The organism is Streptomyces sp. CB01580 (assembly GCF_001905795.1).
Lineage (GTDB): Bacteria > Actinomycetota > Actinomycetes > Streptomycetales > Streptomycetaceae > Streptomyces.
Genome location: NZ_LIXJ01000016.1, coordinates 248,161 through 274,796, shown reverse-complemented (window position 1 = coordinate 274,796; position 26,636 = coordinate 248,161). Strand labels below are relative to the sequence as shown.

The 26,636-nt window shown below is 73.1% G+C and carries 21 protein-coding genes and 1 pseudogene; 7 read left to right on the top strand and 15 right to left on the bottom strand.

What is annotated here, in order from left to right; genetic code table 11:
- Nucleotides 1-68: 68 nt before the first annotated feature.
- Nucleotides 69-530 (bottom strand): MaoC family dehydratase, encoded by a 462-nt coding sequence (locus tag AMK22_RS23275; protein WP_073787916.1) that lies wholly within the window; start codon nucleotides 528-530, stop codon nucleotides 69-71.
- 191 nt (nucleotides 531-721) lie between these two features.
- On the opposite strand from AMK22_RS23275, the gene soxR reads away from it, so the two are divergent.
- Nucleotides 722-1,285: a redox-sensitive transcriptional activator SoxR gene (gene soxR / locus AMK22_RS23270; RefSeq protein ID WP_079186340.1), complete on the top strand. Its 564-nt coding sequence runs from the start codon at nucleotides 722-724 to the stop codon at nucleotides 1,283-1,285.
- Between the two features lie 196 nt (nucleotides 1,286-1,481).
- Here the strand turns inward: soxR and AMK22_RS23265 are convergent, their stop codons facing one another.
- The gene (locus AMK22_RS23265; RefSeq protein ID WP_073787914.1) at nucleotides 1,482-2,093 is read right to left on the bottom strand and encodes a hypothetical protein; all 612 of its coding nucleotides are present in this window, start codon (nucleotides 2,091-2,093) and stop codon (nucleotides 1,482-1,484) included.
- 227 nt (nucleotides 2,094-2,320) lie between these two features.
- Between AMK22_RS23265 and AMK22_RS23260 the strand changes: the two genes are divergently transcribed.
- Nucleotides 2,321-5,149 (top strand): penicillin acylase family protein, encoded by a 2,829-nt coding sequence (locus tag AMK22_RS23260; RefSeq protein WP_073787912.1) that lies wholly within the window; start codon nucleotides 2,321-2,323, stop codon nucleotides 5,147-5,149.
- A gap of 93 nt (nucleotides 5,150-5,242) precedes the next feature.
- On the opposite strand, the gene AMK22_RS23255 is transcribed toward AMK22_RS23260, so the two are convergent.
- Nucleotides 5,243-6,526: an exo-beta-N-acetylmuramidase NamZ family protein gene (locus AMK22_RS23255; RefSeq protein ID WP_073787910.1), complete on the bottom strand. Its 1,284-nt coding sequence runs from the start codon at nucleotides 6,524-6,526 to the stop codon at nucleotides 5,243-5,245.
- Between the two features lie 272 nt (nucleotides 6,527-6,798).
- Here AMK22_RS23255 and AMK22_RS23250 point away from each other — a divergent pair, with 272 nt between their 5' ends.
- From AMK22_RS23250 to AMK22_RS23240, 3 genes are all read left to right on the top strand, one after another.
- Nucleotides 6,799-7,569 (top strand): SDR family oxidoreductase, encoded by a 771-nt coding sequence (locus AMK22_RS23250; protein ID WP_073787908.1) that lies wholly within the window; start codon nucleotides 6,799-6,801, stop codon nucleotides 7,567-7,569.
- A gap of 260 nt (nucleotides 7,570-7,829) precedes the next feature.
- Entirely contained in the window at nucleotides 7,830-8,432 is a 603-nt protein-coding gene (locus tag AMK22_RS23245) for a TetR/AcrR family transcriptional regulator (RefSeq protein WP_073787907.1), read from the top strand.
- A 155-nt stretch (nucleotides 8,433-8,587) separates the two neighbouring features.
- Nucleotides 8,588-13,570 carry a HEAT repeat domain-containing protein gene (locus tag AMK22_RS23240; RefSeq protein ID WP_242434095.1) on the top strand — a complete coding sequence of 1,661 codons (4,983 nt, stop codon included), beginning with the start codon at nucleotides 8,588-8,590 and terminating at the stop codon, nucleotides 13,568-13,570.
- A gap of 184 nt (nucleotides 13,571-13,754) precedes the next feature.
- Here the strand turns inward: AMK22_RS23240 and AMK22_RS23235 are convergent, their stop codons facing one another.
- The 7 genes and pseudogenes from AMK22_RS23235 to AMK22_RS23210 all read right to left on the bottom strand — a co-directional run bounded on the left by AMK22_RS23235 (nucleotide 13,755) and on the right by AMK22_RS23210 (nucleotide 18,687).
- A complete protein-coding gene (locus AMK22_RS23235) occupies nucleotides 13,755-14,969 on the bottom strand; it encodes an acyl-CoA dehydrogenase family protein (protein ID WP_073787906.1) in 1,215 nt (404 codons plus the stop codon).
- Nucleotides 14,970-14,976: 7 nt separating this feature from the next.
- Complete coding sequence (locus tag AMK22_RS23230; RefSeq protein WP_073787980.1) at nucleotides 14,977-15,999, bottom strand: phosphotransferase family protein; 1,023 nt, start codon at nucleotides 15,997-15,999, stop codon at nucleotides 14,977-14,979.
- A gap of 230 nt (nucleotides 16,000-16,229) precedes the next feature.
- Nucleotides 16,230-16,541 carry a DUF202 domain-containing protein gene (locus tag AMK22_RS23225; protein WP_073787905.1) on the bottom strand — a complete coding sequence of 104 codons (312 nt, stop codon included), beginning with the start codon at nucleotides 16,539-16,541 and terminating at the stop codon, nucleotides 16,230-16,232.
- Nucleotides 16,538-16,933 (bottom strand): YidH family protein, encoded by a 396-nt coding sequence (locus tag AMK22_RS23220; protein WP_073787904.1) that lies wholly within the window; start codon nucleotides 16,931-16,933, stop codon nucleotides 16,538-16,540. The genes AMK22_RS23225 and AMK22_RS23220 overlap by 4 nt, the downstream gene beginning before the upstream one ends.
- Before the next feature lie 43 nt (nucleotides 16,934-16,976).
- Nucleotides 16,977-17,561 carry an NUDIX hydrolase gene (locus tag AMK22_RS23215; RefSeq protein ID WP_079186339.1) on the bottom strand — a complete coding sequence of 195 codons (585 nt, stop codon included), beginning with the start codon at nucleotides 17,559-17,561 and terminating at the stop codon, nucleotides 16,977-16,979.
- Nucleotides 17,562-17,594: 33 nt separating this feature from the next.
- Nucleotides 17,595-17,687, bottom strand: a pseudogene (locus AMK22_RS41130) (3-alpha-hydroxysteroid dehydrogenase); the annotation flags it as partial.
- A 106-nt stretch (nucleotides 17,688-17,793) separates the two neighbouring features.
- Entirely contained in the window at nucleotides 17,794-18,687 is an 894-nt protein-coding gene (locus AMK22_RS23210; RefSeq protein WP_073787976.1) for a DMT family transporter, read from the bottom strand.
- Nucleotides 18,688-18,931: 244 nt separating this feature from the next.
- On the opposite strand from AMK22_RS23210, the gene AMK22_RS23205 reads away from it, so the two are divergent.
- Together AMK22_RS23205 and AMK22_RS23200 are read left to right on the top strand one after the other, a co-directional pair.
- On the top strand, nucleotides 18,932-20,587 hold the full coding sequence (locus AMK22_RS23205; protein WP_073787903.1) for an FAD-binding dehydrogenase: 1,656 nt from the start codon (nucleotides 18,932-18,934) through the stop codon (nucleotides 20,585-20,587).
- An 88-nt stretch (nucleotides 20,588-20,675) separates the two neighbouring features.
- A complete protein-coding gene (locus AMK22_RS23200) occupies nucleotides 20,676-21,617 on the top strand; it encodes a LysR substrate-binding domain-containing protein (RefSeq protein WP_073787902.1) in 942 nt (313 codons plus the stop codon).
- Nucleotides 21,618-21,737: 120 nt separating this feature from the next.
- On the opposite strand, the gene AMK22_RS23195 is transcribed toward AMK22_RS23200, so the two are convergent.
- From AMK22_RS23195 to AMK22_RS23175, 5 genes are all read right to left on the bottom strand, one after another.
- Nucleotides 21,738-23,558, bottom strand: coding sequence for an acyl-CoA dehydrogenase family protein (locus AMK22_RS23195; protein ID WP_073787901.1), 1,821 nt, complete (start codon nucleotides 23,556-23,558; stop codon nucleotides 21,738-21,740).
- 242 nt (nucleotides 23,559-23,800) lie between these two features.
- Nucleotides 23,801-24,808, bottom strand: coding sequence for an amidohydrolase family protein (locus tag AMK22_RS23190; RefSeq protein WP_073787900.1), 1,008 nt, complete (start codon nucleotides 24,806-24,808; stop codon nucleotides 23,801-23,803).
- Between the two features lie 2 nt (nucleotides 24,809-24,810).
- The gene (locus AMK22_RS23185) at nucleotides 24,811-25,332 is read right to left on the bottom strand and encodes a 3-hydroxyanthranilate 3,4-dioxygenase (protein WP_073787899.1); all 522 of its coding nucleotides are present in this window, start codon (nucleotides 25,330-25,332) and stop codon (nucleotides 24,811-24,813) included.
- Entirely contained in the window at nucleotides 25,329-25,784 is a 456-nt protein-coding gene (locus AMK22_RS23180; protein WP_073787974.1) for a RidA family protein, read from the bottom strand. The genes AMK22_RS23185 and AMK22_RS23180 overlap by 4 nt, the downstream gene beginning before the upstream one ends.
- A complete protein-coding gene (locus tag AMK22_RS23175; RefSeq protein WP_073787898.1) occupies nucleotides 25,784-26,548 on the bottom strand; it encodes a 2-keto-4-pentenoate hydratase in 765 nt (254 codons plus the stop codon). The genes AMK22_RS23180 and AMK22_RS23175 overlap by 1 nt, the downstream gene beginning before the upstream one ends.
- Nucleotides 26,549-26,636: the final 88 nt, after the last annotated feature.

Genomic DNA, 26,636 nt, shown 5'->3' with positions numbered 1-26,636 from the left:
CGGCCCGTTCGGGTGGTGTCCGGCCGGGCGCGGGGATTCGGGCCGCGACCGGTTCGGGACGCGTCCGGTCAGAAGTAGTAGCGCGACACCGATTCGGCCACGCACACCGGCTTGTCGCCGCCCTCGCGCTCGACCGTGACGAGGGCGGTGACCTGCACGCCGCCCCCGGCCTCCTCGACGTTCTTCAGCACGGCCGTCGCGCGCAGCCGGGAGCCCACGGGCACGATGGACGGGAAGCGGACCTTGTTCGTGCCGTAGTTGATCCCCATCTTCATGCCCTCGACCCGCATGACCTGCGGCACGAGGGCCGGCAGCAGCGAGAGCGTGAGGTAGCCGTGCGCGATCGTCGTGCCGAACGGGCCGGTCGCGGCCCGCTCCGGGTCCACGTGGATCCACTGATGGTCGCCGGTGGCGTCGGCGAAGAGATCGATCCTCTTCTGGTCGATCTCCAGCCACTCGCTGTGCCCGAGCTGCTCGCCCACCGCGTCGCGCAACTCCTGCGCGGACGTGAAGATCCTCGGCTCCGCCATGTCCCTGGTCCTGCCTTCCGCTCGCGGCCGTCCGGCGTCGCGCGCCCGTGGGCCGCGCGCCCGTTGCGGGAAGCCGGGCGAGGGGCGACACCCTTCGCCCCGGGCTGTCCAAGCGCTTGCTCAGCATCGTGGGCGGGTCCGTTCCTGTCAACGACGGACCGGCCCGGGGAGGGGCACGTAGGGTGGGGGAAGTGCCTCAGATTCCACATTCACTCCAGGAACTCACGGTCGGCCAGCTCTCCGCGCGCAGCGGGGCAGCCGTCTCCGCCCTGCACTTCTACGAGGCCAAGGGCCTGATCGAGAGCCGCCGGACCAGCGGTAACCAGCGCCGCTACACCAGGGACGCGCTGCGCAGGGTCGCGTTCGTGCGCGCGGCACAGCGAGTGGGCATCCCGCTGGCCACCATCAGGGACGCTCTGGCCGAACTGCCCGACGAACGCACCCCGAACCGCGACGACTGGGCGCGGCTCTCGGCGGCCTGGCGCACCGAACTGGACGAGCGCATCGCGCAGTTGGCGCGGCTGCGTGACCACCTCACCGACTGCATCGCCTGTGGCTGCCTGTCGTTGGAGACCTGTGTGCTCTCCAACCCGAACGACGTCTCCGGTCAGTGGATCAGCGGCTCGCGCCTGATGCCGGAGCGCCGCGCGGACGACGGCGAGCGGAGGGGCAGGGCCGGGGAGGACGAGGCCCGGACGGACGAGGCCCGGACGGACGAGGCCCGGAAGAACGGGAACCGGCGGGACAGGGCGTAGGAGGGCGGGAGCGGATGGGGGCCTGCGGTGGATCGCTCCGGTGGACCGGCCCGGCGGCAGGGCGCCCGCGACGCCGGGCGGAGGACCGCCCGTCGGCCCGACGGCATCGAGCCCGCGTCAGGTCCTTCGCGTGTCCCGGCCCCGTTCGTGGGCGCGGGTGGGTGTCCGGATGGCGTACCGGTGGCGTGCGGCGCGGTCACGCCGCCGACGCGAGGTCCCGCCGCCGCGCGCCCCTGGCCCTCGCCAGCGCCCCCGGTGTGAGCACCGGACGGGGCACCAGGATCCCGCACCCCGAGCAGACCGGTCCGGTCCACTGCTCGCACACCGGATCCGGCCGCCACTCGATCTCGTCGCACCCGCACACTGGGCAGGCCGTGCCCGGCCTCGTTTCCAGGGCGGCGATCAGCCGGTCGAGGACCTCGGCGAGCGGCGCCGAGGGATGAACGGCCGGATCCGCGCAGCGGGCCACCCCGTACCCGCCCCAGGCGCGTCGGTGCCAGTCGTCGAACACGACGGGTCTGCGCAGCCCGTCGTGCTTCTCGCGTCTGCGGCGCGCGGCGAAGGACGCCTCGTAGCCGAGCCAGGAGGCCCGGGCCGCCTCCAACTCCTCCAGCGCGCCCACCAGTCGCACCGGATCGGGGGAGCGGTCCTCCGGCTCGAACCCGTGCCGTGTGCACAGGTGGTCCCAGGTCGCCCGGTGTCCGTAAGGGGCGAACCGCTCCAGGCACTTGCGCAGCGAATACCGCCGCAGTGCCAGGTCGCTCCCCGGGTCGCGCACCTGTCTCGCAAGACTCCGGAATCCGGCCACTGCGCCATCACCTCCGTCGCTCGTACTTCGGCGTCAAGAGATAGACGAACGGGCACCCGTTTGGGATCCCGCGACGGGCAAGAGTGTCCGGAAAGTGAGATGAGCGTCTGTCACGCGGAGCGGTGGCGGCGGCATGTGACGATTCGGAAAAGGTGATCGTCGCTCACCTTACCGGTCGGTCGTACCGCCGGTAACCTCCGGCCCAACGGCCACCAGGAGGAGTGCGCATGCCCCCACGCACCGTCATGTCCACAGCCGCCGCCACGGCGGCCGTCCTCGCCCTCGGCGTCACCCTGCTGGCCGCGGCGCCGCAGTCCGGCGCCGCGGCGGCGGAGCCCGCACCCGTCACCGACTACTGCCAGGGGCAGTGCGACGACATCCTGCCGCCCGGCCAGAACGGCAACGCCACACTCGTCGAGATCCTCGGCAACAAGGCGTTCGGCACGCACCCCGCCCACAGCGACGACCAGATCGACCGCTACGACGGCCTGGTGGCCGGTCACACCGCGCTCACCGACCAGAAGCTGACGGACTTCTTCAACGACGCCTCGTTCGGCGTCCCGAAGGACCGGGTCGAGTCCGTCGTCTCGCCCCGCGACGACGTCACCATCACCCGTGACAAGGCCACCGGCGTCCCGCACATCAAGGGCACCACCCGCTACGGCACCGAGTTCGGCGCCGGATACGCCGCCGGACAGGACCGGCTCTGGCTCATGGACCTCTTCCGGCACATCGGGCGCGGCCAGTTGACCTCGTTCGCCGGGGGCGCGCTCGCCAACCAGGGCCTGGAGCAGCAGTTCTGGCCGCAGGCCCCGTACACCGAGGCGGACCTGGAGGCCCAGGTCGCGTACATACGGACCCATGAGGGCCCGCGCGGCGAGCAGGCCATGGCGGACGCCCAGGCGTACGTCGACGGCATCAACGCGTACCGCGACAAGTCCAAGAACGGCCGGTACTTCCCCGGCGAGTACGTGCTCACCGGGAAGATCGACGCCATCACCAACGTCGGCGGGATAGAGCCGTTCGAGCTGACCGACCTGATCTCGATCGCCTCCGTGGTCGGCGGCCAGTTCGGCGGCGGTGGCGGCGGCGAGGTGCAGGCGGCGCTCTCGCTGCTCTCCGCCCAGCAGAAGTACGGGGTGGCCGAGGGGACCAAGGTCTGGGAGTCGTTCCGGCAGCGCAACGACCCCGAGGCGGTCCTCACCGTCCACGACGGCACCGCGTTCCCGTACGCGGGCAAGCCCGACAAGGCGCGCGGCACCGCACTGCCCGACGCCGGGTCCGTCACCGCCGAACCGCTCGTCTTCGACCGCACCGGCTCGGCGGGCACCGACCGCAAGGCCCCCGTCAAGGCCCCGGCGAACCTCAGGAAGGCCCAGGGCATCTACGACGACGGCGTCATCCCCGAGGGCTCGCTGCCCGGTTCCGGATCCGGCGCGCAGAAGCGCGGCATGTCCAACGCCCTGCTGGTGTCCGGCAAGCACACCGCGAGCGGGAATCCGATCGCCGTGTTCGGCCCGCAGACCGGCTACTTCGCCCCGCAGCTGATGATGCTCCAGGAGCTCCAGGGGCCGGGCATCAGCGCCCGGGGCGTCTCCTTCGCGGGCGTCGGCATGTACGTCCAGATGGGCCGCGGCCAGGACTACGCCTGGAGCGCCACCTCGGCGGGCCAGGACATCACCGACACCTACGCCGTCGAGCTGTGCGAGCCCGACGGCTCCGCGCCCACCAAGGACTCCACGCACTACCGCTACCGGGGCACCTGCACCGCCATGGAGACGCTGGAGCGCACCAACTCCTGGAAGCCGACCGTCGCCGACTCCACGGCCGAGGGCTCCTACCGCATGCAGGTCCGGCGCACGCACTACGGCGTCGTCACCCACCGGGCCACCGTCGGCGGCAAGCCCGTCGCGTACACCTCACTGCGCAGCACCTACGGCCACGAGGCCGACTCGATCATCGGCTTCCAGATGTTCAACGACCCGGACCTGGTCAAGGACGCCGCCTCGTTCCAGCGCGCGGCGAGCAACATCGACTACGCCTTCAACTGGTTCTACGCGGACTCCCGCACCGCCGCCTACTACAACAGCGGCATGAACCCGGTGCGCGCGGCGGGCGTCGACCCGGCGCTCCCGGTGAAGGCCGAGCGGGCCTATGAGTGGAAGGACTTCGACCCGGCCGCCAACACCGCCGCGTACACCTCGTTCGCCGAGCACCCGAACTCCAGCGGCCAGGACTACTACGTCTCCTGGAACAACAAGCAGGCCGAGGGGTACTCCGCCGCGGGCTTCGGGCTCGGCGCGGTGCACCGGGGCGATCTGCTCGACGACCGGGTGGCGAAGCTGGTCGCGGAGGGCGGCGTGACCCGGGCCTCCCTCACCCGGGTCATGGCCGAGGCCGGGGTCACCGACCTGCGCGGTGAGCAACTGCTGCCCGAGCTGCTGAAGGTGATCCGGTCCCGTCCGGTCACCGATCCCGAACTGAACGGTGTGGTCCAGCAGTTGGAGTCCTGGCGGGCGGCCGGTTCGCAGCGCAGGGAGAACGGCTCCGGCTCGCACGCCTACGCGCACGCCGACGCGGTACGCGTCATGGACGCGTGGTGGCCCCGGCTGGTCGAGGCCGAGTTCCGGCCCGGTCTCGGCGACGACCTCTACCGGGAGCTGACCGCGGCCCTCGCCACCGACGAGTCCCCGGCGGCGAGCCACGGCGCCAGCGGCGCGCACAGCGGCTCGGCGTTCCAGTACGGCTGGTGGGGCTTCGTGGACAAGGACCTGCGCAAGGTCCTGGGGCAGCCGGTCGAGGGCCCGCTGGCCAGGACTTACTGCGGGGGCGGTGACCTCGGCGGCTGCCGCGACGCGCTGCTGGCCTCGCTGAAGGAGGCGGCGGCGCAGCCGGCCACGCAGGTCTACCCGGGCGACGACACGTGCAAGGCCGGGGACCAGTGGTGCGCGGACGCGATCGTGCACCGGGCGCTCGGCGGGATCTCCCAGAAGACCATCCACTGGCAGAACCGTCCCACGTACCAGCAGGTGGCGGAGTTCCCCGCCCATCGGTGAGCACGGAACCGTGCGCCGGGTGAGCACGGAAGTCGTACGCCGGGTGGGCCGGGACCCGCGGGTCCCGGCCCACCCGGCCCGTCCGGTGCCGCCTCAGTGGTACTGGAGGTACTTCTTCCGGACGGCCCGGAACGCGGCGAGATCCGCCGCCCAGGCCCCCACCACCTCGTCCGTATCGGCCCCCGCGTCGATCATCGTGCGGACCCGGGTGTTGCCGGTGAGCTTGTCGATCCAGTTGTCGGAGCGCCACTCGAAACCGCTCCAGGTCCGCTTCGCCGTCACCAGCAGCCCGATGCCCGTGCGGACCGGATCGAAGGCGGCACGGTCGTGGACGTGCACCTGCACCCCGCCGACCGTCTTCCCCTGGAACTTGGAGAACGTCGGCGCGAAGTACGCCTCGCGGAACGCGACCCCCGGCAGGTCCAGCGCGTTCGCCGCGGCCGCCCAGCGGTGGTCGATGCCCTCCGCGCCGAGCAGCTCGAACGGCCGGGTCGTGCCGCGCCCCTCGGAGAGGTTCGTGCCCTCGAACAGGCATGTGCCCGCGTAGACCAGCGCCGTCTCGGGCGTCGGCATGTTGGGGCTCGGCGGCACCCACGGCAGGCCTGTCGTGTCGAAGAAGTCCGAGCGCCGCCACCCGGACATCTTCACGATCCGCAGGTCCACCGGCCGCTCCAGGAACTCCCGGTCGAACAGCAGCGCCAGCTCGGCGACCGTCATGCCGTGCGCCTGGGCGATCTCGCGGCGGCCGACGAACGTCGCGAACGCCGGGTCGAGGACCGGTCCGAGCGCCGCCCGTCCGGTCACCGGGTTCGGCCGGTCCAGCACCACGAACCGCTTGCCCGCGAGGGCCGCCGCCTCCATGCAGTCGTACAGGGTCCAGATGTAGGTGTAGAAGCGGGCGCCCGCGTCCTGGATGTCGAAGACGACCGTGTCCACGCCGGACGCGGTGAAGACGTCCGCGAGCGGCTGCCCGCTCTTGAGGTACGTGTCGTAGACCGGGAGTCCGGTCGCCGGGTCGTCGTACCGTCCTTCCGAACCGCCCGCCTGCGCGGTGCCGCGGAAGCCGTGCTCGGGGCCGAAGACGGCGGTCAGGTCCACCCGGCCGTCCGGGTGCATCACGTCGACGATGTGGCGCACGTCGGAGGTGATCCCGGTCGGGTTGGTGACGACCCCGACCTTCTGGCCCTTCAGCAGCGCGTAGCCGTCCGCCGCCAGCCGGTCGAAACCGGTGCGGACCCGCCCGCGGCCGTTGCCGCCGCCGTGTCCTCGGCCGGCCGCGGGGGCCGCGGTCGCCGCCCCGCCGCTGCCTGCGGCCGTCGCCGCGAGGGCGCCCACCGCGCCGCCGGCGGCCAGCAAACCACGTCTGGACAGGCTCATTCGGCTACCTCCGTGATCGCGACGTCTGTCATGGTCACGCACGCTAGCGCGTGATCAGGCCATACGGAACGAGCCGGACGTGACCAGTGCGACGGGGGTGACGCCGGTGCCTCCCCGGGCGGGGCCGCCTCGGCAGGGGCGGAACGACCCGCGCGACCGGCCGCTCGGGCACCTCCCGCGCGTGGACCTCCCGGCCGGGCGGCGACCTCTTCCGTTCCCGCATACCGACTGGTTAGTCTGCCGGGTGCAGTCGGCGGAGAGAGGCGGTACCGATGAGTGGCACGGTGCGGGGCGCGGGCGTGGTGGTCACCGGGGCCGGAGGCGGCATCGGGGCCGCGCTGGCCCGTCGCTTCGCGGCGGAGGGCGCGCGGGTCGTGGTGAACGACCTGGACGAGGCGCGAATCGGCGGTCTGGCCGAGGAGATCGGTGCCGTCGCGATCGCCGGCGACGCCTCGCGGACCCTGGACGCCGTCCGCGACGCGCTGGACGGCACCGTCGACGTCTACTGCGCCAACGCCGGTCTGGCCTCGCCCGGTGACGTCCTCGCCGAGGAGGAGGTCTGGGCCGCCGCCTGGGACGTCAACGTCATGGCCCATGTCCGGGCGGCCAGGGCGCTGCTGCCCGGCTGGCTGGAGCGCGGCGCCGGCCGGTTCGTCTCGACGGCCTCCGCCGCCGGGCTGCTGACGATGATCGGCGCAGCGCCGTACAGCGTGACCAAGCACGGTGTCGTCGCCTTCGCCGAATGGCTGTCACTGACCTACCGCCACCGCGGCGTCAAGGTGCACGCCATCTGTCCGCAGGGTGTGCGTACCGACATGCTGACCGCCGCCGGATCGGCCGGTGAACTCGTCCTCGCGCCCACCGCCATCGAGCCGGAGGCGGTCGCCGACGCGCTCTTCGACGCCATGGCCGAGGACCGCTTCCTCGTGCTGCCGCACCCCGAGGTCGCCGGGTTCTACCGCGCCCGGGCCGATGACACCGACCACTGGCTCGGCGGCATGAACCACCTTCAGCGGAAGTGGGAGGAGAGCGGCGGCGCCTGACCGGATTCCTCCGCACGGACCCGCAGGGGCCCGATTCGTCCGCACGGACCCGCGGGGCCCGCGCGGACGGGAGTCCCGCCACGAGGCGCGCCGACACATATCACGGGCCCGCGCGGCCGAGACGCCGACCGGACACCCGGGGACCGCGAGTGGGAAGATCCTCGGGCGCCGACCGCGTTCCCCTCGGTGGACCGCATCGCACGCGGCACGCACGGCACACGGCGCGGACCCGCGCACAGGACGGAAGGAAGGAGACGGCCATGACCAAGGTGACGGACGGGGAACCGGAGGAACCGGCCCCCGTACCCCAACGGCTGCTGGCCGCCGCCACCCGGCTCTTCGCCGAGCAGGGCTACGACCGCACGTCCGTCCAGGAGATCGTCGAGGCGGCGGGCGTCACCAAGGGCGCGCTCTACCACTACTTCGGCTCCAAGGAGGACCTGCTCCAGGAGGTGTACGCCCGGGTGCTGCGCCTGCAGCAGGAGCGCCTGGACGCCTTCGCGGGCGCCGATGCCCCGGTGGAGAAGCGTCTTCGCGACGCCGCGGCGGACGTGGTCGTCACCACCATCGAGAACCTCGACGACGCCGCGATCTTCTTCCGCTCCATGCACCATCTGAGCCCGGAGAAGAACAAGCAGGTGCGGGCGGAGCGGCGCCGCTACCACGAGCGCTTCCGGGCCCTGGTCGAAGAGGGGCAGCGCAGCGGCGTGTTCTCCACCGCCACCCCCGCCGATCTGATCGTGGACTACCACTTCGGCTCGGTCCACCACCTGTCCACCTGGTACCGGCCCGACGGTCCGCTCAGTCAGCAGGAGGTCGCCGACCACCTCGCCGACCTGTTGCTGCGAGCCCTGCGCCCGTAGCCACCCGTCGGTCTCCGGCGGCCGGGGCACGCTCCACGCACGCGTACGAGCATGAGCACGGACGCAGCACGGACCCATGGGCACGAGCACGAGCCGCGCCCGGGAAGCCGGAATCCCGTTGACGGCGGCCGGAGCACCGTCGTTAGCATCCGACGGTGAGGCCACCGACCGACGCGCAGACCGACGAACAGTTCCACGGACGGATACGGGAAGAGATCGACGACGCCGTACGCCGGGCCGACGCCGCCCGGTTGTCCGCGCTCCTCGACGCCCGGGACTGCCCGCCCGTCCTGCTCGGACGCCTGATCCGGCACGAGGATCCCGGCCTGTGCGATCTGGGCCTCGTCCTGCTCACCGAGCGCGTCACGCCCGACGGCCCGTCCGACGGGGCGGAGGGGGCCGAACTGGCCGGACTGCTGCCCGGCACGCCCACGGGACGGCCGGAGGCGGACCTCCTCCTCGCCGGACTCCATGAGCGGCTCGCCCCGTATCTGCGGGGCCGTCCCCGCCCGGCGTGGCGCACGGCGGGGCTCCCGGCCCGGGTGCGGATCGCGTGGCTGTGCGCCGACATCCTCGACGAGCCGAGGCTGATCCGCGAGGAGACCCGCGGCGAACTCCTCTACCAGGCGGTACGGGCGCTGGACATGGCCCGCGCGCCCCGGCCGGCCCGGCTGGTGGACGAACTCGCCGGCAGCGGGGACCCGGTGCTCCGCGCCGAGGCGCTGCGGCTCGCCCGGCAGGGCCTGCACGCCGGACTCCTGGCACCCGCACGGGTCCGCACGACCCTGACCGCTCTGATCGCCGCCGACACCGCGTCAGTGGCTCCTTCCGCCGACACCGCCCCGGCTCCCGCTCACACCGCCGACGGTCCGCCGTTCCTCGACGGCGGCGCCCCCGTCGTCGCCGACGCGCTGCGCGAACTCGGGGAGCCCTGGGCCGCCACCGAACCGCTGCCGCCGGGACACCTGTCCCCGTTCCTCACCGCCGCGTCGGCCCGCATCGGGCCGCAGACGCTCGACGCGGCGCTCACCGCCGCCGCCCGCCACGGCCACGGGGCGCTCCTGCGGCGGGCCGTCGCGGATCCAGACCTTCCACCGGGCGCGCGCCGACGGGCGATGGAACTGCTGGGCGGCCGGGCGGACCGCGACGACATCGGCGATCTCCTGGCGGTCGCCGCGGGGGATCCGCTGCTGTTCGGACGGCCCGCGATCGCCTGTCTGCGGGGCCTCCACCGGCGCGGCCACTTCGTGACCGATCCGTACGTACGGGCCGCCGTCGGCCTGGCCCTGGCCGATCACTCGATTCCGCCCGAGGAGGTCGCGACCATCCTGTTCACCTGCCGGGCCGAGACGCTTCGGACCCTGACCGACGCGGACCCGGCCGATCCCGGATGGCCGCGACGGCTCGCCCTGCTGGTGGCTCTGGCCGGACAGGGAACGGACGAGCTGCCGGTCGGGGAGGAGATCACCCGCGTACTCCCGTCGGCTCCCGACCCCGGCCCGTTCCTCCGAGCGATCCGCGAACTGCGCCACCGGCAGGCCGAGGACGCCGTGATCGCGCTGCTGCCCGCGGCGCCCGCCGCCGCTCTCGACACGCTGGAGGCCATCGGCGGGCGGCGGACGGTACGGGCGCTGCGCGACGGCCTGGGCCTGACCGGGGCGCCGCCCGCAACCCACCTGTACGCCGTGCGGCACCGCGCGCTCGAACTGCTGTGGCAGCTGACCCGCGACCCGGAGCAACGGCAGGCCCTGCTGGTACGGCTCGACCCGCTCGATCTTCCGGCACGTGTGGCGGCGGACCTCGGCGGACCCGACGAGCGGGAACTGGCCCTGCTGCGCTCCCGCCCGGACCCGGACGGGCCGGTGGCGGCGCTGCGGCGGACAGCGGCGTACGGCGGCGCGGGCACCCTTGCGGCCATCGCCGACCTGCTGCTGCGCATCGTGTCCGACCTGGCGGCCGGCCGGTCGACCGCTCCCGTCACCGGGCCGTACGACCGGTTCCGGGCGGGCGCCGAACCGGTGGTGCCCCAGGAGGTTCTGGACGCCGTGCACGGTCTGGGCCGTCGGCTGTACGAGCGGGGCGCGATCCGGCCGGTGTGCCTGCTCGACGCGGTGGACGCGCCGGAGGCCGGTCACGCACTTGTCGCGACCACGGCCCTGGACCTGCTGGAACGTCCCGGCCTCGGCGACCGCGAGCGGACGATCCTGCTGGAGCTGCTGGGCAGGGCACCCTGGTCCGGCACCCGGGCCCGGGTCCACCGGCTGCTGCGTCATCGCGACCGGCATGTGCGCAAGCACGTCATCGCCCTGCTCGCCCGCGACACCGGTGGCGGGGACGCGCCCGACGGCAGGGGCACGCCCTCCGGCGCGGACACGTCCGCCGACGGTGACACGGCCGGCGGCGAGGACGCGCGGGCGCTGTCGGCGACCCTGATCGCGCTGACCCGCGCCCCGGACATCCAGACCGTCCGGCAGGCGCTGCTCGCCCTGGGCCGGGCACGCGCCCACTGGGCGTCCGAGGCGATCGCCGCCTGCCTCGACCATCCGAACATGAACATCAGGAAGACTGCCGCCGAGGCGCTGGCCCGCGCGGGCACCCCGGCAGCCGTGCCCCGGCTGCTGCACGGGCTCGGGCACCACGACAACCCCGGGCTGCGTGACGCGCTCGTCGAGGCCCTGCGCACCGTCCTCGGCGACGCGTACGCGGCGACGCTCCTCGCCGCCGCCGAACACAGCGGCGACACGCGGAGCCGGGACCGGCTCCTGGAAGCACTCCACGGCACCCTCACGGCGCGTTCGGTCCTCGCCCTGGACGACCAGGGGTCACCGGTGGCGGCCCCCCTGCTCGCCCTGGTCGCGGCCCGGCGCGTCGGCCTGGCATCCGGGACGGTGCCGGACCTCGCCGCGGCCATGGCCCGGCACGGGGTCGCCGCGCCGGACGAGCCACGGCGACCGCCGACGGACGACGGGACCGACCACGACATCACGATGCTGGTCACCGGGGGCTGGGACCCCGCGGTCGCGCTCCGCCTCGCCGGGCACGCCGACCGCCCCCGCCCCGAACGGGCGGCGGAACTGCGGCCGATGCTCGGCGACCTGCTCCGGCTGGCCTCCGCGCGCCCCGCGGCCCGGAAGGATGTCGTGCGACTGGCGCTGCGGGCCTGCCCCGGGCCCCGGACGGCCGACGAACTGACGGCGTACGCCCGCTCCGTCCCGGTCCTGCTCGACACGCTCACCGAGGTCCGGGACGAGGACCGGCACGACCTGATCGCGGTGCTCGAAGAGGTCGCGCCCGAACTGCCGGCGGCCGGCAGACCGGCCGTCGTCGCCTCGGTACGGGCCCTGCGCCCCGCGCCCGCGACCCCGCACAGGTCCACGCTGACGCTGCTGCGCCGGCTCGACGCGGTGCTGGTCCGGGCCGACCTCGACCGGGCGCTCGACGCGGCCCGGCTCGGCGCCGACCCCTGGAAGACGGTGACCGCCGTACTGCGCGAGGCGTTCGCGGTCCCGGAAGCGGGGTCCGCCCCGGCGGACGGTGGCCGGGCGGAGGACGGCCCGGCCGGTCCGTCCCCGGCGCCCGGCTCGTCGCGGCCCGGGCGAAGCCCCGTCCGCGGAACCCCCGCCCCTGGATCCGTCACCGGCGCGACCTCGCCCGCCGGGCTCGGAACCGACGGGATCCGGGCCGCGGGCGTCGAGGCCGACAGGGCCCGGACCTGGCGGGCGGCGCTGCACGAGGCGACGCGTACCCCGGCCGCGCTGGAGGAGTTCCGTCGACGGGACGACGGCACGGTCGGCTCCCGGGACCGGCTGGCCGCGCTGATCGAGGCCCACCACGGGGCCGACCCGGGGGTCCGGGCCGCCCTGCTCGACTGGATGACGCTGCTCCAGCCGCTCGACGCGCCGCCCTGGACCATCGCCGAGACCGCCCGCACACCGTTCTCCGCACCCCGGCGCGTACGGGGCGACGATCTCGACGGGCCCCGCTCGACCCCGCTGCGCGCACGCCTGCTCGCCATGCTGGAGTCCGCCTCCGCCGACCACAGGGCGACCGCCGCCCGCGCGCTGGTGACATGGCCCGAGCCCGACACCCGGCGGGCCGTGCTGCTCGCGTTCCTCCGGGCGCGCGTGGACCTGCCCGTCGACGACGGCCTCGCCCGTGCGCTGACCGCGCTCGACCCGGCGGACCTGCGCGGCGACGGCATCCTGCGCGACCGGGTGGCCCTCGTGGCCGCGAAGCTCGGCCCGGGGGAACGGGAACCGCTGGTGCCGCTGCTGCTGGAATGGTGGGAGAAGGCCCCGCCGGCCCTGCGACCGGCGCTCGTGGGCGCCCTGCGCGCCCACCCCGCCGACGCGCTCGCCCGCGCCCTCGAAGACCGCCTCGACGCCGGAGCCCGGGGCTTCCTCGACCTGCTCGTCGGTCGTCGACTGCTGCGCACCCCCGCGCTGACGCGCGTTCATGAGCGGCTGCGCGCCGAAGGATGCGATGCGCTCGCGGACCGGCTCGTCCTCGTCGAGGGACCCCTGCGCGACCCGGGTGCGGGACGGCGGGACGCGGCGGCGCGGGCGGAGCTCCGCGCCCGCACACCGGCCGTGCCCGCCGGGGCGCCGCGCCGCCCCTCCCGGCGGGAACTGCTGGAGCTGGCCCGCACCGGCACCCCGGACCAGGCGTGCCGGGCCCTGACGGAACTCGCCGACGCGCACCCCGGACCGGAGCCGGACCAGGACCCCGAACTGCGTGAGCTGCTCGATGAGTTGCTGCTGCGCTCCCGGGGCAGGGTCCGGCTGCGCGCCCACCGCGCCTCACGGGTGATGCTCGATCGCGACACCCATCTGCGCCACACCGAGCTCCTGCTCGACGACCCCCGGAGCGACGTGGTGCGTTCGGCGGTGCGTACGCTCTGCCGCACCCGCTGGCGGCCCGCGATCCCCGCCCTGACGGCCCTGCTCACGCACCCGCGTCCGGCCGTGTGCGAGGCGGCGGCCGACGGTCTCGCCGGGATGGGCGAGGCGGCGGTCCCCGCCCTCCGTCACGCCGCCGACCACGCCCGCCCCGACAGACGCGCCCGCTACACGTCCGTGCTCGACCGGATCAGGGCGGCGCGGCCCACGGGGCGGCGGCCGGGCCCGCTCGACGACTGAGGAGGCGGTGGCCCCCGGCGGGCCCCGGCCGCGCGCCCGCCGGGCGCAGGTACGCCCTGTGGCCCCCGGCCGCGCGCCCGCCGGGTGCAGGTACCCCCTGCGGGCCCGCCGGAGCGCCGCCTGGTGCTGTGGCCGGAAAGGTTTGCCGGGCGTCGCGAGCCGGTGAACCTTTCCGGTCGCAGCACTACAGGTACTTCTTGATCTCCCGCCGCGCCAACGACCGCTGGTGCACCTCGTCCGGCCCGTCCGCCAGTTGCAGGGTCCGCGCCGCCGCCCACAGCTCGGCGAGCGGGAAGTCCTGGCCGACCCCTCCGGCGCCGTGCAGCTGCACCGCCCGGTCGAGGATGTCGACCACCGCGCGCGGGGTGGCGATCTTGATGGCCTGGATCTCCGTGTGCGCGCCCCGGTTGCCCACCGTGTCCATCAGCCAGGCCGTCTTCAGCACCAGCAGCCGCAGCTGCTCCACCGTCACCCGCGCGTCCGCGATCCAGTTCTGCACCACGCCCTGCGCGGCGAGCGGCTTGCCGAAGGCCGTACGGGACACCGCGCGCCGGCACATCAGCTCGATCGCCCGCTCGGCCATGCCGATCAGCCGCATGCAGTGGTGGATGCGGCCCGGACCCAGCCGCGCCTGGGCGATGGCGAAGCCGCCGCCCTCCTCGCCGATCAGGTTCGCCGCGGGCACCCGCACATTCTCGAACACGACCTCGGCGTGCCCGCCGTGGTAGTGGTCCTCGTAGCCGTACACCCGCATGGCGCGTCGTACGTCGACGCCCGGGGTGTCGCGGGGGACCAGGATCATGGACTGCTGGCGACGGATGTCGGCCCCGTCGGGATCGGTCTTGCCCATCACGATGAAGATCGCGCAGTCCGGGTTCATCGCCCCGGAGATGTACCACTTGCGGCCGTCGACGACGTAGTGGTCGCCGTCCCGCGCGATCCGGGTCTCGACGTTCGTCGCGTCCGACGAGGCGACCTCGGGCTCGGTCATCGCGAACGCCGAGCGGATCTCCCCGGCGAGCAGCGGCTCCAGCCACCGCTTCTTCTGCTCGTCGTCGCCGAACTGGTGCAGCACCTCCATGTTCCCGGTGTCCGGGGCCGCGCAGTTGAGCGCGGTCGGCGCCAACTGCGGTGACCGGCCGGTGATCTCGGCGAGCGGGGCGTACTGGAGATTGGTCAGCCCGGCCCCGTACTCGGCATCGGGCAGGAAGAGGTTCCACAGCCCCCGCCTGCGCGCCTCGGCCTTGAGGTCCTCGACGACCTGCGGGGTCCGCCACGGGGACGGCAGGAGCGCGCGCTGTTCGTCGGCGGTCCGCTCGGCCGGGTACACGTGCTCGTCCATGAAGGCGAGGAGCCTGCCGCGGAGCTCCTCGGTGCGCGCGTCGAATGCGAAGTCCATGGGGTGGTCAGCCTTCCTGGAGAGTGGTGAGGCCGTGCTCGATGAAGACGGGGACGAGGTCGCCGATGCGGTCGAAGCCGGCACCGACCGTCCGGCCCAGGGTGTAGCGGTAGTGGATGCCCTCCAGGATCACGGCGAGCTTGAACCAGGCGAACGCGGTGTACCAGGCGAGGGCGGAGGTGTCCCGGCCGGACCGGGCGGCGTAGCGCTCGATCAGCTCGGCGGGGGAGGGATGCCCCGGCGCGCCGCTGGTGGTGGACACCGGGGAGTCCGCCAGCCCGAGGTCGGAGCTGTACATCACCAGCAGACCGAGGTCGGTCAGCGGGTCGCCGAGCGTCGACATCTCCCAGTCGAGCACGGCCCTGATCCGGTCGTCGTCGCCGATCAGCACGTTGTCCAGGCGGTAGTCGCCGTGCACGACCGCGGGCGTGGGGGAGTCGGGCAGTGCGCGGCCGAGTGCGGAGTGCAGCTCGTCGACACCGGGCAGCTCGCGGTTGCGGGAGGCGTCCAACTGTTTGCCCCAGCGGCGCAGTTGACGATCGAGGAAGCCCTCGGGCCGCCCGAAGTCGCCGAGCCCGACGGACGCCGGGTCCACCGCGTGGAGTTCGACCAGGGTGTCCACGAGGCCGAGCACGGCCGCCCGGGTGCGTTCGGCGCCCAGCGGGGCGAGCTGCTCGGCGGTGCGGTACGGGGTGCCCTCGACGTACTCCATCACGTAGAAGGGCGCCCCGAGCACCGAGTCGTCCTCGCAGAGCAGCACCGGTTCCGGCACCGGCACGGCGGTGGGATGCAGGGCGCTGATGACGCGGTGCTCGCGCTTCATGTCGTGCGCGGTCGCCAGTACGTGCCCCAGCGGGGGTCTGCGCACGACCCACCGGCCGGGGCCGTCGGTCACGAGATAGGTCAGATTCGACCGGCCGCCCTCGACAAGCCGGGCTTCGAGCGGTCCGTTCACCAGCCCCGGCCGCTCGCGGTCGAGATGCCCGCGCAGCCGGTCGAGGTCGAGACCTGGCGGATGGACTGGGCTCATGGTGCGCACCTCCGGGATGAGAGACGGTCGGAGTTCATGATGCCGACCAGTCGGTATGTCGTCCAGCGTCCCCCGGGAATTCGGGACGCGGAGGTGCCGGGGGACGCTGACGGGGGGCGACGGGCGAGGTACGGGACAGGCGGCGAGGGCAGCACGGGGACGGAGGGAGACGGCGGTACGGGGCGGTGGGAAGGCGGCCACCACCCGGTGGCACGCACGCGCGCCGGGCCTCAGAACACCAGGCCCGCGGCGAGCACCGCCAGCGCGATCACGCACGCCGCCGCGGCCAGCGCGCCCCGCGCCGGCAGCGGCCGGGGCCGCCCGGTCGCCATCCGGACCATCCGCCGGTGCGCCACCAGCAGCAGGCCCAGCCAGGCGAGCAGGCTCAGCGCGACGGCGACGAGGGCCGCGGGGCCCGCCCCGGCGTGCAGCGCCTGCCGGACCGCCAGCAGCGCCACCACCGTGCAGGACAGCGTCGTGCGCCGCCACGCCAGCCTGGTCCGCTCGGGCTGCAGCCCGGGGTCGCGCGCACCGTCCGTCACCGGCTCTCCCAGCCGAAGAGGACCACCAGCACCATCGCCACGGCGACCACGGCGACGGCCAGCCCCAGCAGCGTCGGGAACCGGGAGAGCGGCAGGTCCTCGCCGCGCCGCATGGCCCGTTCGCAGCGCACCCAGTGGTTGATCGCCCGCAGCGCGCACAGCACACCGGACGCCAGCAGCGCCAGCGCCAGACCCGCCCGGACGCCCCACGACAGCTCCGGAAGGAACTGGTCGACCGCGAAGCCGCCGCCGATCAGCGCGAGGGCCGTGCGGAGCCAGGCCAGGAACGTCCGCTCGTTGGCGAGCGAGAACCGGTAGTCGGGGGTCTCGCCCTCCTCGCGGACGCGCTGAGGCGCGAACCACAGCCGCAGTCCTCGTACGAATTCGTTCATGCCCCAACCCGTCCGTCGTCGTACCGATGGCCGCCGACCCGGCTCAGGACGCCGCTCCGCCCGCCCGGAAGGCACGCAGCCGGTGGTACGCGTCCAGGCCGTCCGGCACCCACTCCCGGTCGTCGAGCCGGCGCTCCAGCTCGGCGTCGGTGAGGAAGGCGTGCCAGGCGACCTCCTCGGCCTGCGGGTTCACCGGCAGCTCGCACCGTACCTGGTACACCCGGCTCCACCAGGAGTGTTCGGCGCTCGTGTAGAGGAACGAGAACAGCGGCTCGGGTCGGGGCAGGCCGTGCACGCCCAGCTCCTCCTCGGCCTCCCGCAGGGCCGCGTCGTCGTACGATTCGCCCGCCCCGACGACCCCGCCGACGAACATGTCGTAGTGGGACGGGAAGACCAGCTTGGTGGGGGTCCTGCGGTGCACGAAGAGCCGGCCCGCGGCGTCCCTGGCCTCGATGAACACGCAGCGATGGCGCAGGCCCCGCGCGGTCGCCTCACCGCGCGGAGCCTGCCCCACGACCTCGTCGTTCTCGTCGACGATGTCCAGGATCTCGTCGGAAGGGGTCCGGGGAGGGGTTCCGGTGGAAGCGATCGCGCCGGAACCGGGAGGGATCTTGTCGGAAGGAGCCATACCCCTCATCCAACAGCAGATCCTCCTTCGTGATCACTGCCCCATGACGTACTCGACGGTCGGCCCGGTCGTCCAGCCGCCGTCGACGGCCGGCTCGGCGCCGGTGACGTACGAGGCGGCGTCCGAGCGCCGTAGCTGGAGGTCAGGGCCAGTCCCATCAGCCCGGCGGCCGAGTGATGCTGGCCATTGTCAATAGCCAGGGGTCAGGGGATTCCGTGACCGGGCGCGTCGTTCAGTTCGGCTGGAGGCTCTTGTGCCGGTGCCTGCCCACCCGCCCCTCCGGCATGGCCGGATGCAGTCCCAGCAGCACGATCCCGACGACGATCGCCGCGAGCCCCGACGCCTGCCAGGCCAGCGCGACCGCGTCGGTGCGCAGGCGGTCGCCGAGGAACCCGACCCCGCAGGCGATCCCGGCCAGCGGCTGGGAGGCGGTCAGCGGCGGGAGGGAGACCCGCAGCGGGCCCGTCTCGAACGCGCTCTGGACCAGGAGCAGGCCTGTCACCCCCAGAACCACCACCCCGTACGGCTGCCACGCCGTCAGCGCGGCCGCGAACCCCCCTTCGGTGATCCGCTGGCCGGTCAGCCGGGTGAGCGCGTCCTGCAAGCCGTACAGCAGCCCGGCCGCCACCGCGAGCAGTGCCGGGGCGCCCCCGGAACGGTGGCGCTTGGCGATGGCGGTGAGCAGCAGGGCGGTGCCCACGACCACGCCGATGACCAGCCAGTGCCGCAGCGGGTCGGTCACCGCCGCGCCGCCGCGCGGCTCGCCCGCCACCAGGAACGCGGTGACCCCGCCCGCCAGCAGCCAGAGCCCGGACCAGCCCTGCCGGCCGAGGCGCTGCCCGGTGCGGTGGCGCGACAGGGCCATCGCGAAGAGCAGATTGGTGGCGAGCAGCGGTTCCACGACGGACACCTGGCCCTTGCCCAGGGCCAGCGCGCCCAGCACCATGCCGCAGACCATCAGTCCGATCCCGGCCAGCCAGCTCGGCACCCGCATCAGATCCAGCAGCAGGCGGGGGGAGAGGTAGTCGCTCCTCGGCGCGTGCGAGGCGGCGTCCTGCTGGAGGACGAAGCCGAAGCCCAGGCAGCAGGCGCCACTCACGGCGAGCACGAAAACCAGCACCGACACGCTTCTACCCCAAGGCAGGCCGGAAATGAGTGATTTGTTTCGACGATAGCGCCTGTGGCCGCCGAGCGCGGTCGGAGTGCCGCCGACCGGGCGGTTGACGTCGCGGCGGCCGGTGCCGAAGATCTGACGCACGAGTAACTTCCGCTGAATCCCGGCGTTCGGGCCGGGCGCCGACGTGGCCCGGCGGTTCCCGCCGACGAAGCCACCGAGGCCCGGCCGAACCTCCCCGACAAGGATGGAACCCATGGCGTACGACGCTGATGTGATCGTGATCGGGGCAGGGCTCGCGGGTCTGGTGGCCACCGCCGAGCTGGTCGACGCGGGCCGGTCGGTGATCCTGCTCGACCAGGAGCCCGAGCAGTCGATCGGCGGCCAGGCGCACTGGTCGCTGGGCGGACTGTTCCTCGTCGACTCGCCCGAACAGCGTCGGCTGCGGATCAGGGACAGCCATGAGCTGGCCCTCCAGGACTGGCTCGGCACGGCCGGTTTCGACCGCGAGGAGGACCACTGGCCGCGGAAGTGGGCCGAGGCGTACGTCGACTTCGCGGCCGGTGAGAAGCGGTCCTGGCTGCACGCCCAGGGGCTGCGGATCTTCCCGGTCGTCGGCTGGGCGGAGCGCGGTGGCTACGAGGCGACCGGCCACGGGAACTCCGTACCCCGCTTCCACATCACCTGGGGCACCGGCCCCGGCGTCGTCGCCCCCTTCGAGCGCCGGGTCCGCGCCGGTGCGGCCAAGGGCCTCGTCCGCTTCCGGTTCCGCCACCGGGTCACCGGCCTCGGCCGTACCGCGGGCGCCGTCGACACGGTGACCGGCGAGATCCTGGAACCGAGCGCGGCGGCCCGGGGCACCGCCAGCAGCCGGGTGGTGACCGGCGCCTTCGAGCTGAGGGCCCAGGCGGTGATCGTCACCTCCGGCGGCATCGGCGGCAACCACGACCTGGTGCGCGAGCAGTGGCCCCGGCGGCTCGGCACCCCGCCCGCGAAGCTGCTCTCCGGCGTGCCCGCCCATGTCGACGGGCTGATGCTGGGCGTCGCGGAGAAGGCGGGCGCACGGCACATCAACCGGGACCGGATGTGGCACTACACCGAGGGCATCGAGAACTGGAACCCGATCTGGGACAAGCACGCCATCCGGATCCTGCCCGGCCCGTCCTCGCTCTGGCTGGACGCCCGAGGCAGGCGGCTGCCCGTCCCGCTCTTCCCGGGCTTCGACACCCTCGGCACCCTCGAACACATCATGAGGTCCGGCTACGAGTACACCTGGTTCGTCCTCGACCGGAAGATCATCGGCAAGGAGTTCGCGCTCTCCGGCTCCGAGCAGAATCCCGACCTGACCGGGAAGTCGGTCCGCGACGTGATCGGGCGGGCCCGCGCCGACGTCCCGGCACCGGTGAAGGCGTTCATGGACCACGGGGCGGACTTCGTCGTCGAGAAGGACCTGTCCGCCCTGGTGCGCGGGATGAACGCGCTGACCGGCGAGGCGCTGATCGACGAGGCCGAGCTGCGCCGCGAGATCGTCGCCCGCGACCGGGAGATCACCAACCCGTTCACCAAGGACCTCCAGATCACCGCGATGCGCGGGGCCCGTGCCTATCTCGGCGACCGGCTGATCCGCACGGCCGCACCGCACCGCCTCCTCGACCCCGCGGCCGGTCCGCTGATCGCCGTACGGCTCAATATCCTGACCCGCAAGTCGCTCGGCGGGCTGGAGACGGATCTGTCCTCCCGGGTGCTCACCGAGGGCGGCGGTCCGCTGCCCGGTGTGTACGCGGCGGGGGAGGCGGCCGGATTCGGCGGCGGCGGGGTGCACGGCTACCGCTCGCTGGAGGGGACCTTCCTCGGCGGCTGCGTGTTCTCCGGCCGCGCGGCGGGACGGGCGGCGGCGAAGGCCGTCGGCTGAGGACCGTCCCACGCAGGCCCGGCCCTCGTGGGATGTCCGGGACCGGTCCGTCCGGTGCGAGGGCGCGGATCGCGGATAGAGTCGGGGAGTGAAGATCCCGCGCCTCCTCGACGGGCGGCTGAAATTCCGCCACCTGGTCCTCGTCGACGCGCTCTCCCGGCAGGGAAGCGTCGTCGGCGCCGCCGCGGAGCTGCACGTCACCCAGCCGGCCGCCACCCGCAGCCTGCACGAGCTGGAGGAGATCCTCGGCGTCCCACTGTACGAACGCGGTCCCCGGGGCATCACCGCCACCGTGTTCGGCGAGGCGTTCACCGAGCACGCGCGGGCGGTGCTGGCCCAGCTGGCCCAGGCCGGCCGTCATGTCGTGGAGCTGGCCGACGCCGACCGCGGCACCGTGATCGTCGGCACCCACCTGGCCGGATCCAACGTGCTCCTCCCGAGGGCCATCGCGGAGATCAAGAAGGAGCGTCCCTATCTGACGGTGGTCGTGCGGGAGGCGTCTCCGGAAGCGCTGCTCCTGGACCTGGAGGCCGGCCGCATCGACTTCGTCGTCGGCCGGCTCACCGTCCCCTCCGACGAGCGGATCGTGCGCCGCAAGCTCTACGACGAGTCGGTCGAACTCGTCGTCGGGGCCGGGCACCCACTCGCCGGGCGGGACCCGGTGGACCTCGCCGGGCTGGCGGACTACCCGTGGATCCTGCCGGGGGCCGAGACCGCGCTGCGGCGGGAGATCGAGGAGTTCTTCGCCCGCCACGGAATGCAGCTGCCGATGAACCGGGTGGAGACCACCTCGTTTCTGACGGTCCGACAACTCCTGTTGGAGACGGATGTCGTCGCGGCACTTCCCAGCCTGATCGTCCAGGACGACCCGCGGCTCGTCCGGCTGGCGCTGCCGCTGGACCCGATCAGTCACAGCGTCGGGCTGACCCTGTCGGCCGCCCGCGCGCTGGGTCCCTCGGCGCAGGCGGTGATCCGGAGCCTGGAGGACATCGCCGCCCACATGTCCCCGCAGGCCGTGGACGGCGACTGACCCGTTCCGGGCCCGGAGGGGCCTTTGGCGGTGGCGGACGGGCGGTGCGCCGGGTCCGTCACCGGGAGGCCGCCCGGCGCACCGGTCCCGCGCACCGGCCCTCCGCACCGGCCGGGGTCCTCACCGGGGCGGCAGGATGCCCTCGAACGCGTCCGGACGGTTGATGGGGTGGTCGAGGAGGACCTCGTCCACGGCGGCGAATCCGTCCGTGAGGGTCGTGGCGTGGGGTGCGAGTTCCTCGATCACGCACTCGGCCGCGTCCGGGAGCCGCCGTACCTGTTCGTGGGTGAGGTGTCCCTCGGCGAGCAGGTCCCCGCTGTGGGCCGCGACCCGGCGCAGCGCGAACAGGCGGTGCAGCAGACGCAGTTGACGTTGTGCCTCGGGGTGGGAGGCCTGGTCGGCGGCGTCCTGGAGAGCCTGGGCCGCCTGGCGGTGCGCGTGGGCGTCGACCAGTTCCAGAGCCGGTGTGACGGTGGCGTTCCACCGGTTGAGGGGGTTGCCGGCCGCTCCGCCGCGCAGCCGGGTCCGTGCGCGCCGGTGCCATATGCGCTCGATGTCGGCCAGCAGGTCCTGGAGGAAGAGCGGGTCGCCGAGCTCGCGGGCCTCGGGCGGCGTGCCCTGGGGTTCCTTCGGGGTGAAGTGCCCGAGGAGCATCTCGCCGGCGGCCTTGACCCAGACGACGAGGTTGTCGCCCTCCGCCGTGATGGTCCCCTCGTTGGCGGCGAGCTGCCCCGCGATCCCGTTGGCGAGGAACAGCCCCTGCGCGCCGCAGCGTTCGCGGCACTCGGTCATGACGTCGCGGGCCCGCCAGGTGATCCACCCCTTGGCGACGGCCGCGAACCGCTCCGCGTCCTCCCGCTCGGCCCCGGTGGCCGCCGCCCATCGCCGCACCGCGGCGCGGTGCAGGAACGTCGCCGCGTAGGTGGTGGCGATCGCGTCGAGGAGCGGGGTGTGGTGGCTGCGGTGGGCGAACAGTGGAACGCTGCCTCCCGCCGTCACCCCGGACGTCCGCCTCGTGTGGGCATGCCGCACCGCCACGGCGAGCGCGTGGCGGGTGACCCCGAGGCTGTAGGCGCTCATGCAGAGCTTGCCCGCGGTGACGCGGCCGATGGACTGGAGGAAACGCTTGCGGGGGCTGCCGATCGAGCTGGTGAAGACGCCTTCCGGCGTGAGGCGCCCGTGTTCGGCCTGCAGCAGCGCTTCGTACGGCAGTCGGACCTGGTCGAAGGAGGTGACGCAGTGGTCGACGGGGGCGGTGGCGGTCTGCGGCAGCCTGCGTATGTCGACGCCCGGCGTCGGCAGCCCGTTCTCGTCGCCGAGCGGGGTGAGGAACAGGAAGACGCCCCGGTCCTGCCCGTCCGTCATGAGACGGGCGGCGACGGCGGCGGTCTTGGGGCCGCCGGTGGGGCTCGTGTTCGGCATGAACTTGCGGGCGCCCGGGTGGGGCGTGTGCAGCACGAACTCGCGCGAGGCCGGTTCGTACGTGGCGGTGGTCTCCAGCTGTGCGGCGCTGTTGCCGTGGCCGGCCTCCGTGCACAGGAAGGTTCCCGTACGCCTTAAGTCGACGAACTCGCCGATCTCGCGGTCCGGGCCCGCGGGGTGGTCGAGGAGGCTGCCGAGGAAGAGGTTGTAGTGGATGCTCGCGACCGTCCCCAGCCCCGCGTCCACCGGCCCGACCCATTCGTGCAGCGCCGTGAGGCGTTCCACGTCGGCCACGAACTCCTCGGGGCTGTCGAGCGCGTCGTTGATCAGACGCAGACGCTCGTAGGAGAGCGCGGCGCGTTCGTCGGGCAAAAGCCCTTCCCGGAAGCGGAACGGTTCGGTGCCGAACAGCTTGCGCCAGGGCTCGTGGAGGCTCTCCCGTTGTTCGCCGAACAGCGCCCGCGTCAGCGCGGCGACGGTCGGAGCGACCTGGTCGGAAGGGGGCGAGGTGTTGATCATGAAGGGGAACGCTAGCTCATACGTTCGGTGAACACAGTGTGATGATCATGACGATTGGAAACCTTCGAATGACGGTAGGTAGTCGTATTGCGGTGCCGCCGGTCCCGCCCGGGACCGCGGGACGTGAGGGCGCCTCCTCCCGCGACGACCACGGGCCCGATGCCGTACGCCCGGGGCCGCGACAACGGAAACCGGCCGGTCCAGGGGCTGTTCGCCCCGGACCGGCCGGTTTGCGTGATCATTCAGCCCTGCGGACCATCCAGCCCCAGGAACCGCTCCGCGTTGCCGTACGTGATCAGCTCCCGGCTGTGGTCGTCCAGGAAGGCGCTCTTGCGGACCACCTCGCCGACCGGCCGTTCCCCGAGCGGGTACGGGTAGTCGCTGCCCACCATCACCCGCTCCGCGCCGACCGTGTCGACCAGGAGCCGCAGCGCGCGGTCGTCGAAGACCACCGAGTCGACGTAGAACCGGCCCAGGTAGTGCGAGGGCGGGCGCTCCGAGGTGCCGATCACGTCGTTCCTGCCGTACCAGGCGTTCTCCATCCGGCCGAGCCAGAAGGCGAAGGACCCGCCGCCGTGCGCGAAGCAGATCTTCAGCCGCTCGTCGATCCGGTCGAAGACGCCGCCCAGGATCAGGGCGAGGATCGACAGATGGGTCTCGGCGGGCATGGCCGTGAGCCACTGCGCCATCCACCGGTCCAGACGCGGCGAACTCGCCATGTCCCAGGGGTGCACGAACACCGGTACGTCGAGCGCGGCGCAGTGCTGGAGGAAGGTCACGACGCCTTCGCTGTCCAGGTCCTGGTCACCGACGTGGTTGCCGATCTCCACGCCCCGGTGGCCGCCCGCGATGCTGCGTTCCAGCTCGCGGCAGGCCGCGTCCGGGTCCTGCAACGGCACCTGGCAGAACGGGATCAGCCGGTCCGGTGCCGGGGCGACGATCTCCAGCGCGAGATCGTTGAAGATGCGCGCTATCTTCGCCGCCTCGGCGCCGTCGCGCCCGTAGGTGAAGAACGCCGGGGTGGGGGAGACCACCTGACGGTGTATCCCGTCCGCGTCCATGTCCCGCAGACGCGTCCCGGCGTCCCAGGCGTCGGACCGGATCCGCCGGAACTCCTTGGAGCCCATCATGATCACGGCGTCCGACTCGGACTCGATCCGGAGCCAGGGCGCGTCCGGTCCGGCCTCGGCCGTCAGATCCGGCCAGCCGCGCGGGACGTAATGGGTGTGGATGTCGATCGTGCGGTCCACGCTCAGCCCTTCCCGGGGTGCAGGGCACCGCACTCCGGGCACGTACGCGCCTTCTCGTCACCGTAGAACTCGGTGAAGACCGGCGGCAGATCGGCCACGATGTCCCGAACCTGGAGCTCGACCTCGTGGATCCGCGCGGAGCAGCCGGGGCAGTACCACTGGAACTTCTCCAGGGTCCCCTCCTCCCGCACCCGCTCGATGACCAGCCCGATCGAACCGGCGTCGGGCCGCTGCGGGGAGTGCGGCACGTTGCCGGGCAGCAGCCAGGCCTCGCCCTCCCGGATGTGCACGGTCCGCGGCCCCTGATCGGTCATCAGGTCGACGTGCATGTCGCCCTTGACCTGGTAGAACCACTCCTCGTACGGGTCGACGTGGAAGTCGGTCCGCTGGTTGGGGCCGCCGACGACCTGGACGATGAAGTCCTGGCCCAGGGACATGGTGCGGTTGTTCACCGGTGGCTTGAGCAGGTGCTCGTGCTCGGTGATCCAGCCCTGGAAATCGATGACCGGGGGAATGGCGGTCATGAGGACACCTCCGTGCTGTGCGCCGTGGCGGTCGTGCGGGGCCGCGGCAGATGCGCGACGGCCTGGATCTCGATCAGCAGATGGGGATGCGGCAGCTGGTGCACCGCGACGGTCGTACGGGTCGGGCCCCGCTCGTCGAAGAACTCGCCGTAGACCTCGTTGTATCCGCCGAAGTCGTTCATGGACACCAGATAGGTGGTGATCTGTGCGATGTCCGAGAGCTCCGCGCCCACCTCGGCGAGGATGTCGCGGATGTTCTCGATCACCGCCCGGGTCTGCGCCCGGATGTCCAGGTTCGTGGTGCCGAACTCGTCGGCCTCCACCCCCACGAACGTGTTGTCGGGCCGGCGCGAACTGGTGCCGGAGACGAACACCAGGTCCCCGACGACCTTCACGTGCGGGAACCGCCCGCGCGGGGCGGCCTTGCCCTCGATCACCCGTGAGCCGTTCATCAGCACCCCTTCATCGTGACGGAACCGACGCCCGCCACCTCGCACTCGGTGATTCCGGCCGTCAGCGGCAGTGCCGCCGTGGCCGCGCCCGCCAGCACCACCTGGCCCGCCTCCAGCGGGATGCGGCGGCGCCGGGCCATGTCCAGCAGCGCGTGGAGCGCGTTCACCGGGTCGCCGAGGATCGCGGCGGTCGAGCCCGTCGCCTCCTGCCCGCCGGTGCGCAGCCGCACCGCGCGGTCGGCGACGTTCTCCACCGGCCGCCACGGGCCGATCGCGAAGCCGGACGCGGAGGTGTTGTCCGCGACGACATCGGTGTACGTGAACCGGAAGTCCCGGTACCGCGAGTCGATGATCTCGATGGCCGGAGCCATCGCGTCCACGCAGGACACGATGTCCACCGACGGGTCGTCCAGGTCCACGTCCCGGGAGATCCGGTACGCCACCTCAGGCTCGGCCTTCGGGTGGATGAAGCGCGACAGATCCACCTCGCCGCCGTCCGCGATCCGCATCGCGTCGGTGAGCCGTCCCACGATCACGTCGGAGACGCCCATCTGCGCCATCTTCGCCTTGCTGGTGAAGCCCAGCTTCGCGCCCACGATCCGCTCGCCGCGCGCCTCGCGCAGCGCCAGCAGACCGGCCTGCACCGCGTACGCGTCGTCGATGTCCAGCTCATGGCCGTCGGCGAGACTGGGGGTGTCCCTGCGGGACGTCTGCGCCGTGTCCAGCCGTTGCGCCAGGATGCCGGTCAGTTCCGCCGATATCACTGGTCGTTCCTTTCCTTCGGGGCCCGTGCCGTATCCGCGCGGCGCGGGCCGGGGTCGTGACGACCGGTCGCGGGGGCCCGGTCACCGG

Coding starts and splice junctions, on each gene's coding strand:
- AMK22_RS23215 (WP_079186339.1), bottom strand. CDS start 17,561: ATGGCTCCTTCCGACAAGATCCCTCCCGGTTCCGGCGCGATCGCTTCC.
- AMK22_RS23230 (WP_073787980.1), bottom strand. CDS start 15,999: ATGAGCCCAGTCCATCCGCCAGGTCTCGACCTCGACCGGCTGCGCGGG.
- AMK22_RS23250 (WP_073787908.1), top strand. CDS start 6,799: ATGAGTGGCACGGTGCGGGGCGCGGGCGTGGTGGTCACCGGGGCCGGA.
- AMK22_RS23180 (WP_073787974.1), bottom strand. CDS start 25,784: ATGAACGGCTCACGGGTGATCGAGGGCAAGGCCGCCCCGCGCGGGCGG.
- AMK22_RS23220 (WP_073787904.1), bottom strand. CDS start 16,933: ATGAACGAATTCGTACGAGGACTGCGGCTGTGGTTCGCGCCTCAGCGC.
- AMK22_RS23185 (WP_073787899.1), bottom strand. CDS start 25,332: ATGACCGCCATTCCCCCGGTCATCGATTTCCAGGGCTGGATCACCGAG.
- AMK22_RS23205 (WP_073787903.1), top strand. CDS start 18,932: ATGGCGTACGACGCTGATGTGATCGTGATCGGGGCAGGGCTCGCGGGT.
- AMK22_RS23235 (WP_073787906.1), bottom strand. CDS start 14,969: ATGGACTTCGCATTCGACGCGCGCACCGAGGAGCTCCGCGGCAGGCTC.
- AMK22_RS23195 (WP_073787901.1), bottom strand. CDS start 23,558: ATGATCAACACCTCGCCCCCTTCCGACCAGGTCGCTCCGACCGTCGCC.
- AMK22_RS23275 (WP_073787916.1), bottom strand. CDS start 530: ATGGCGGAGCCGAGGATCTTCACGTCCGCGCAGGAGTTGCGCGACGCG.
- AMK22_RS23260 (WP_073787912.1), top strand. CDS start 2,321: ATGCCCCCACGCACCGTCATGTCCACAGCCGCCGCCACGGCGGCCGTC.
- AMK22_RS23245 (WP_073787907.1), top strand. CDS start 7,830: ATGACCAAGGTGACGGACGGGGAACCGGAGGAACCGGCCCCCGTACCC.
- AMK22_RS23255 (WP_073787910.1), bottom strand. CDS start 6,526: ATGAGCCTGTCCAGACGTGGTTTGCTGGCCGCCGGCGGCGCGGTGGGC.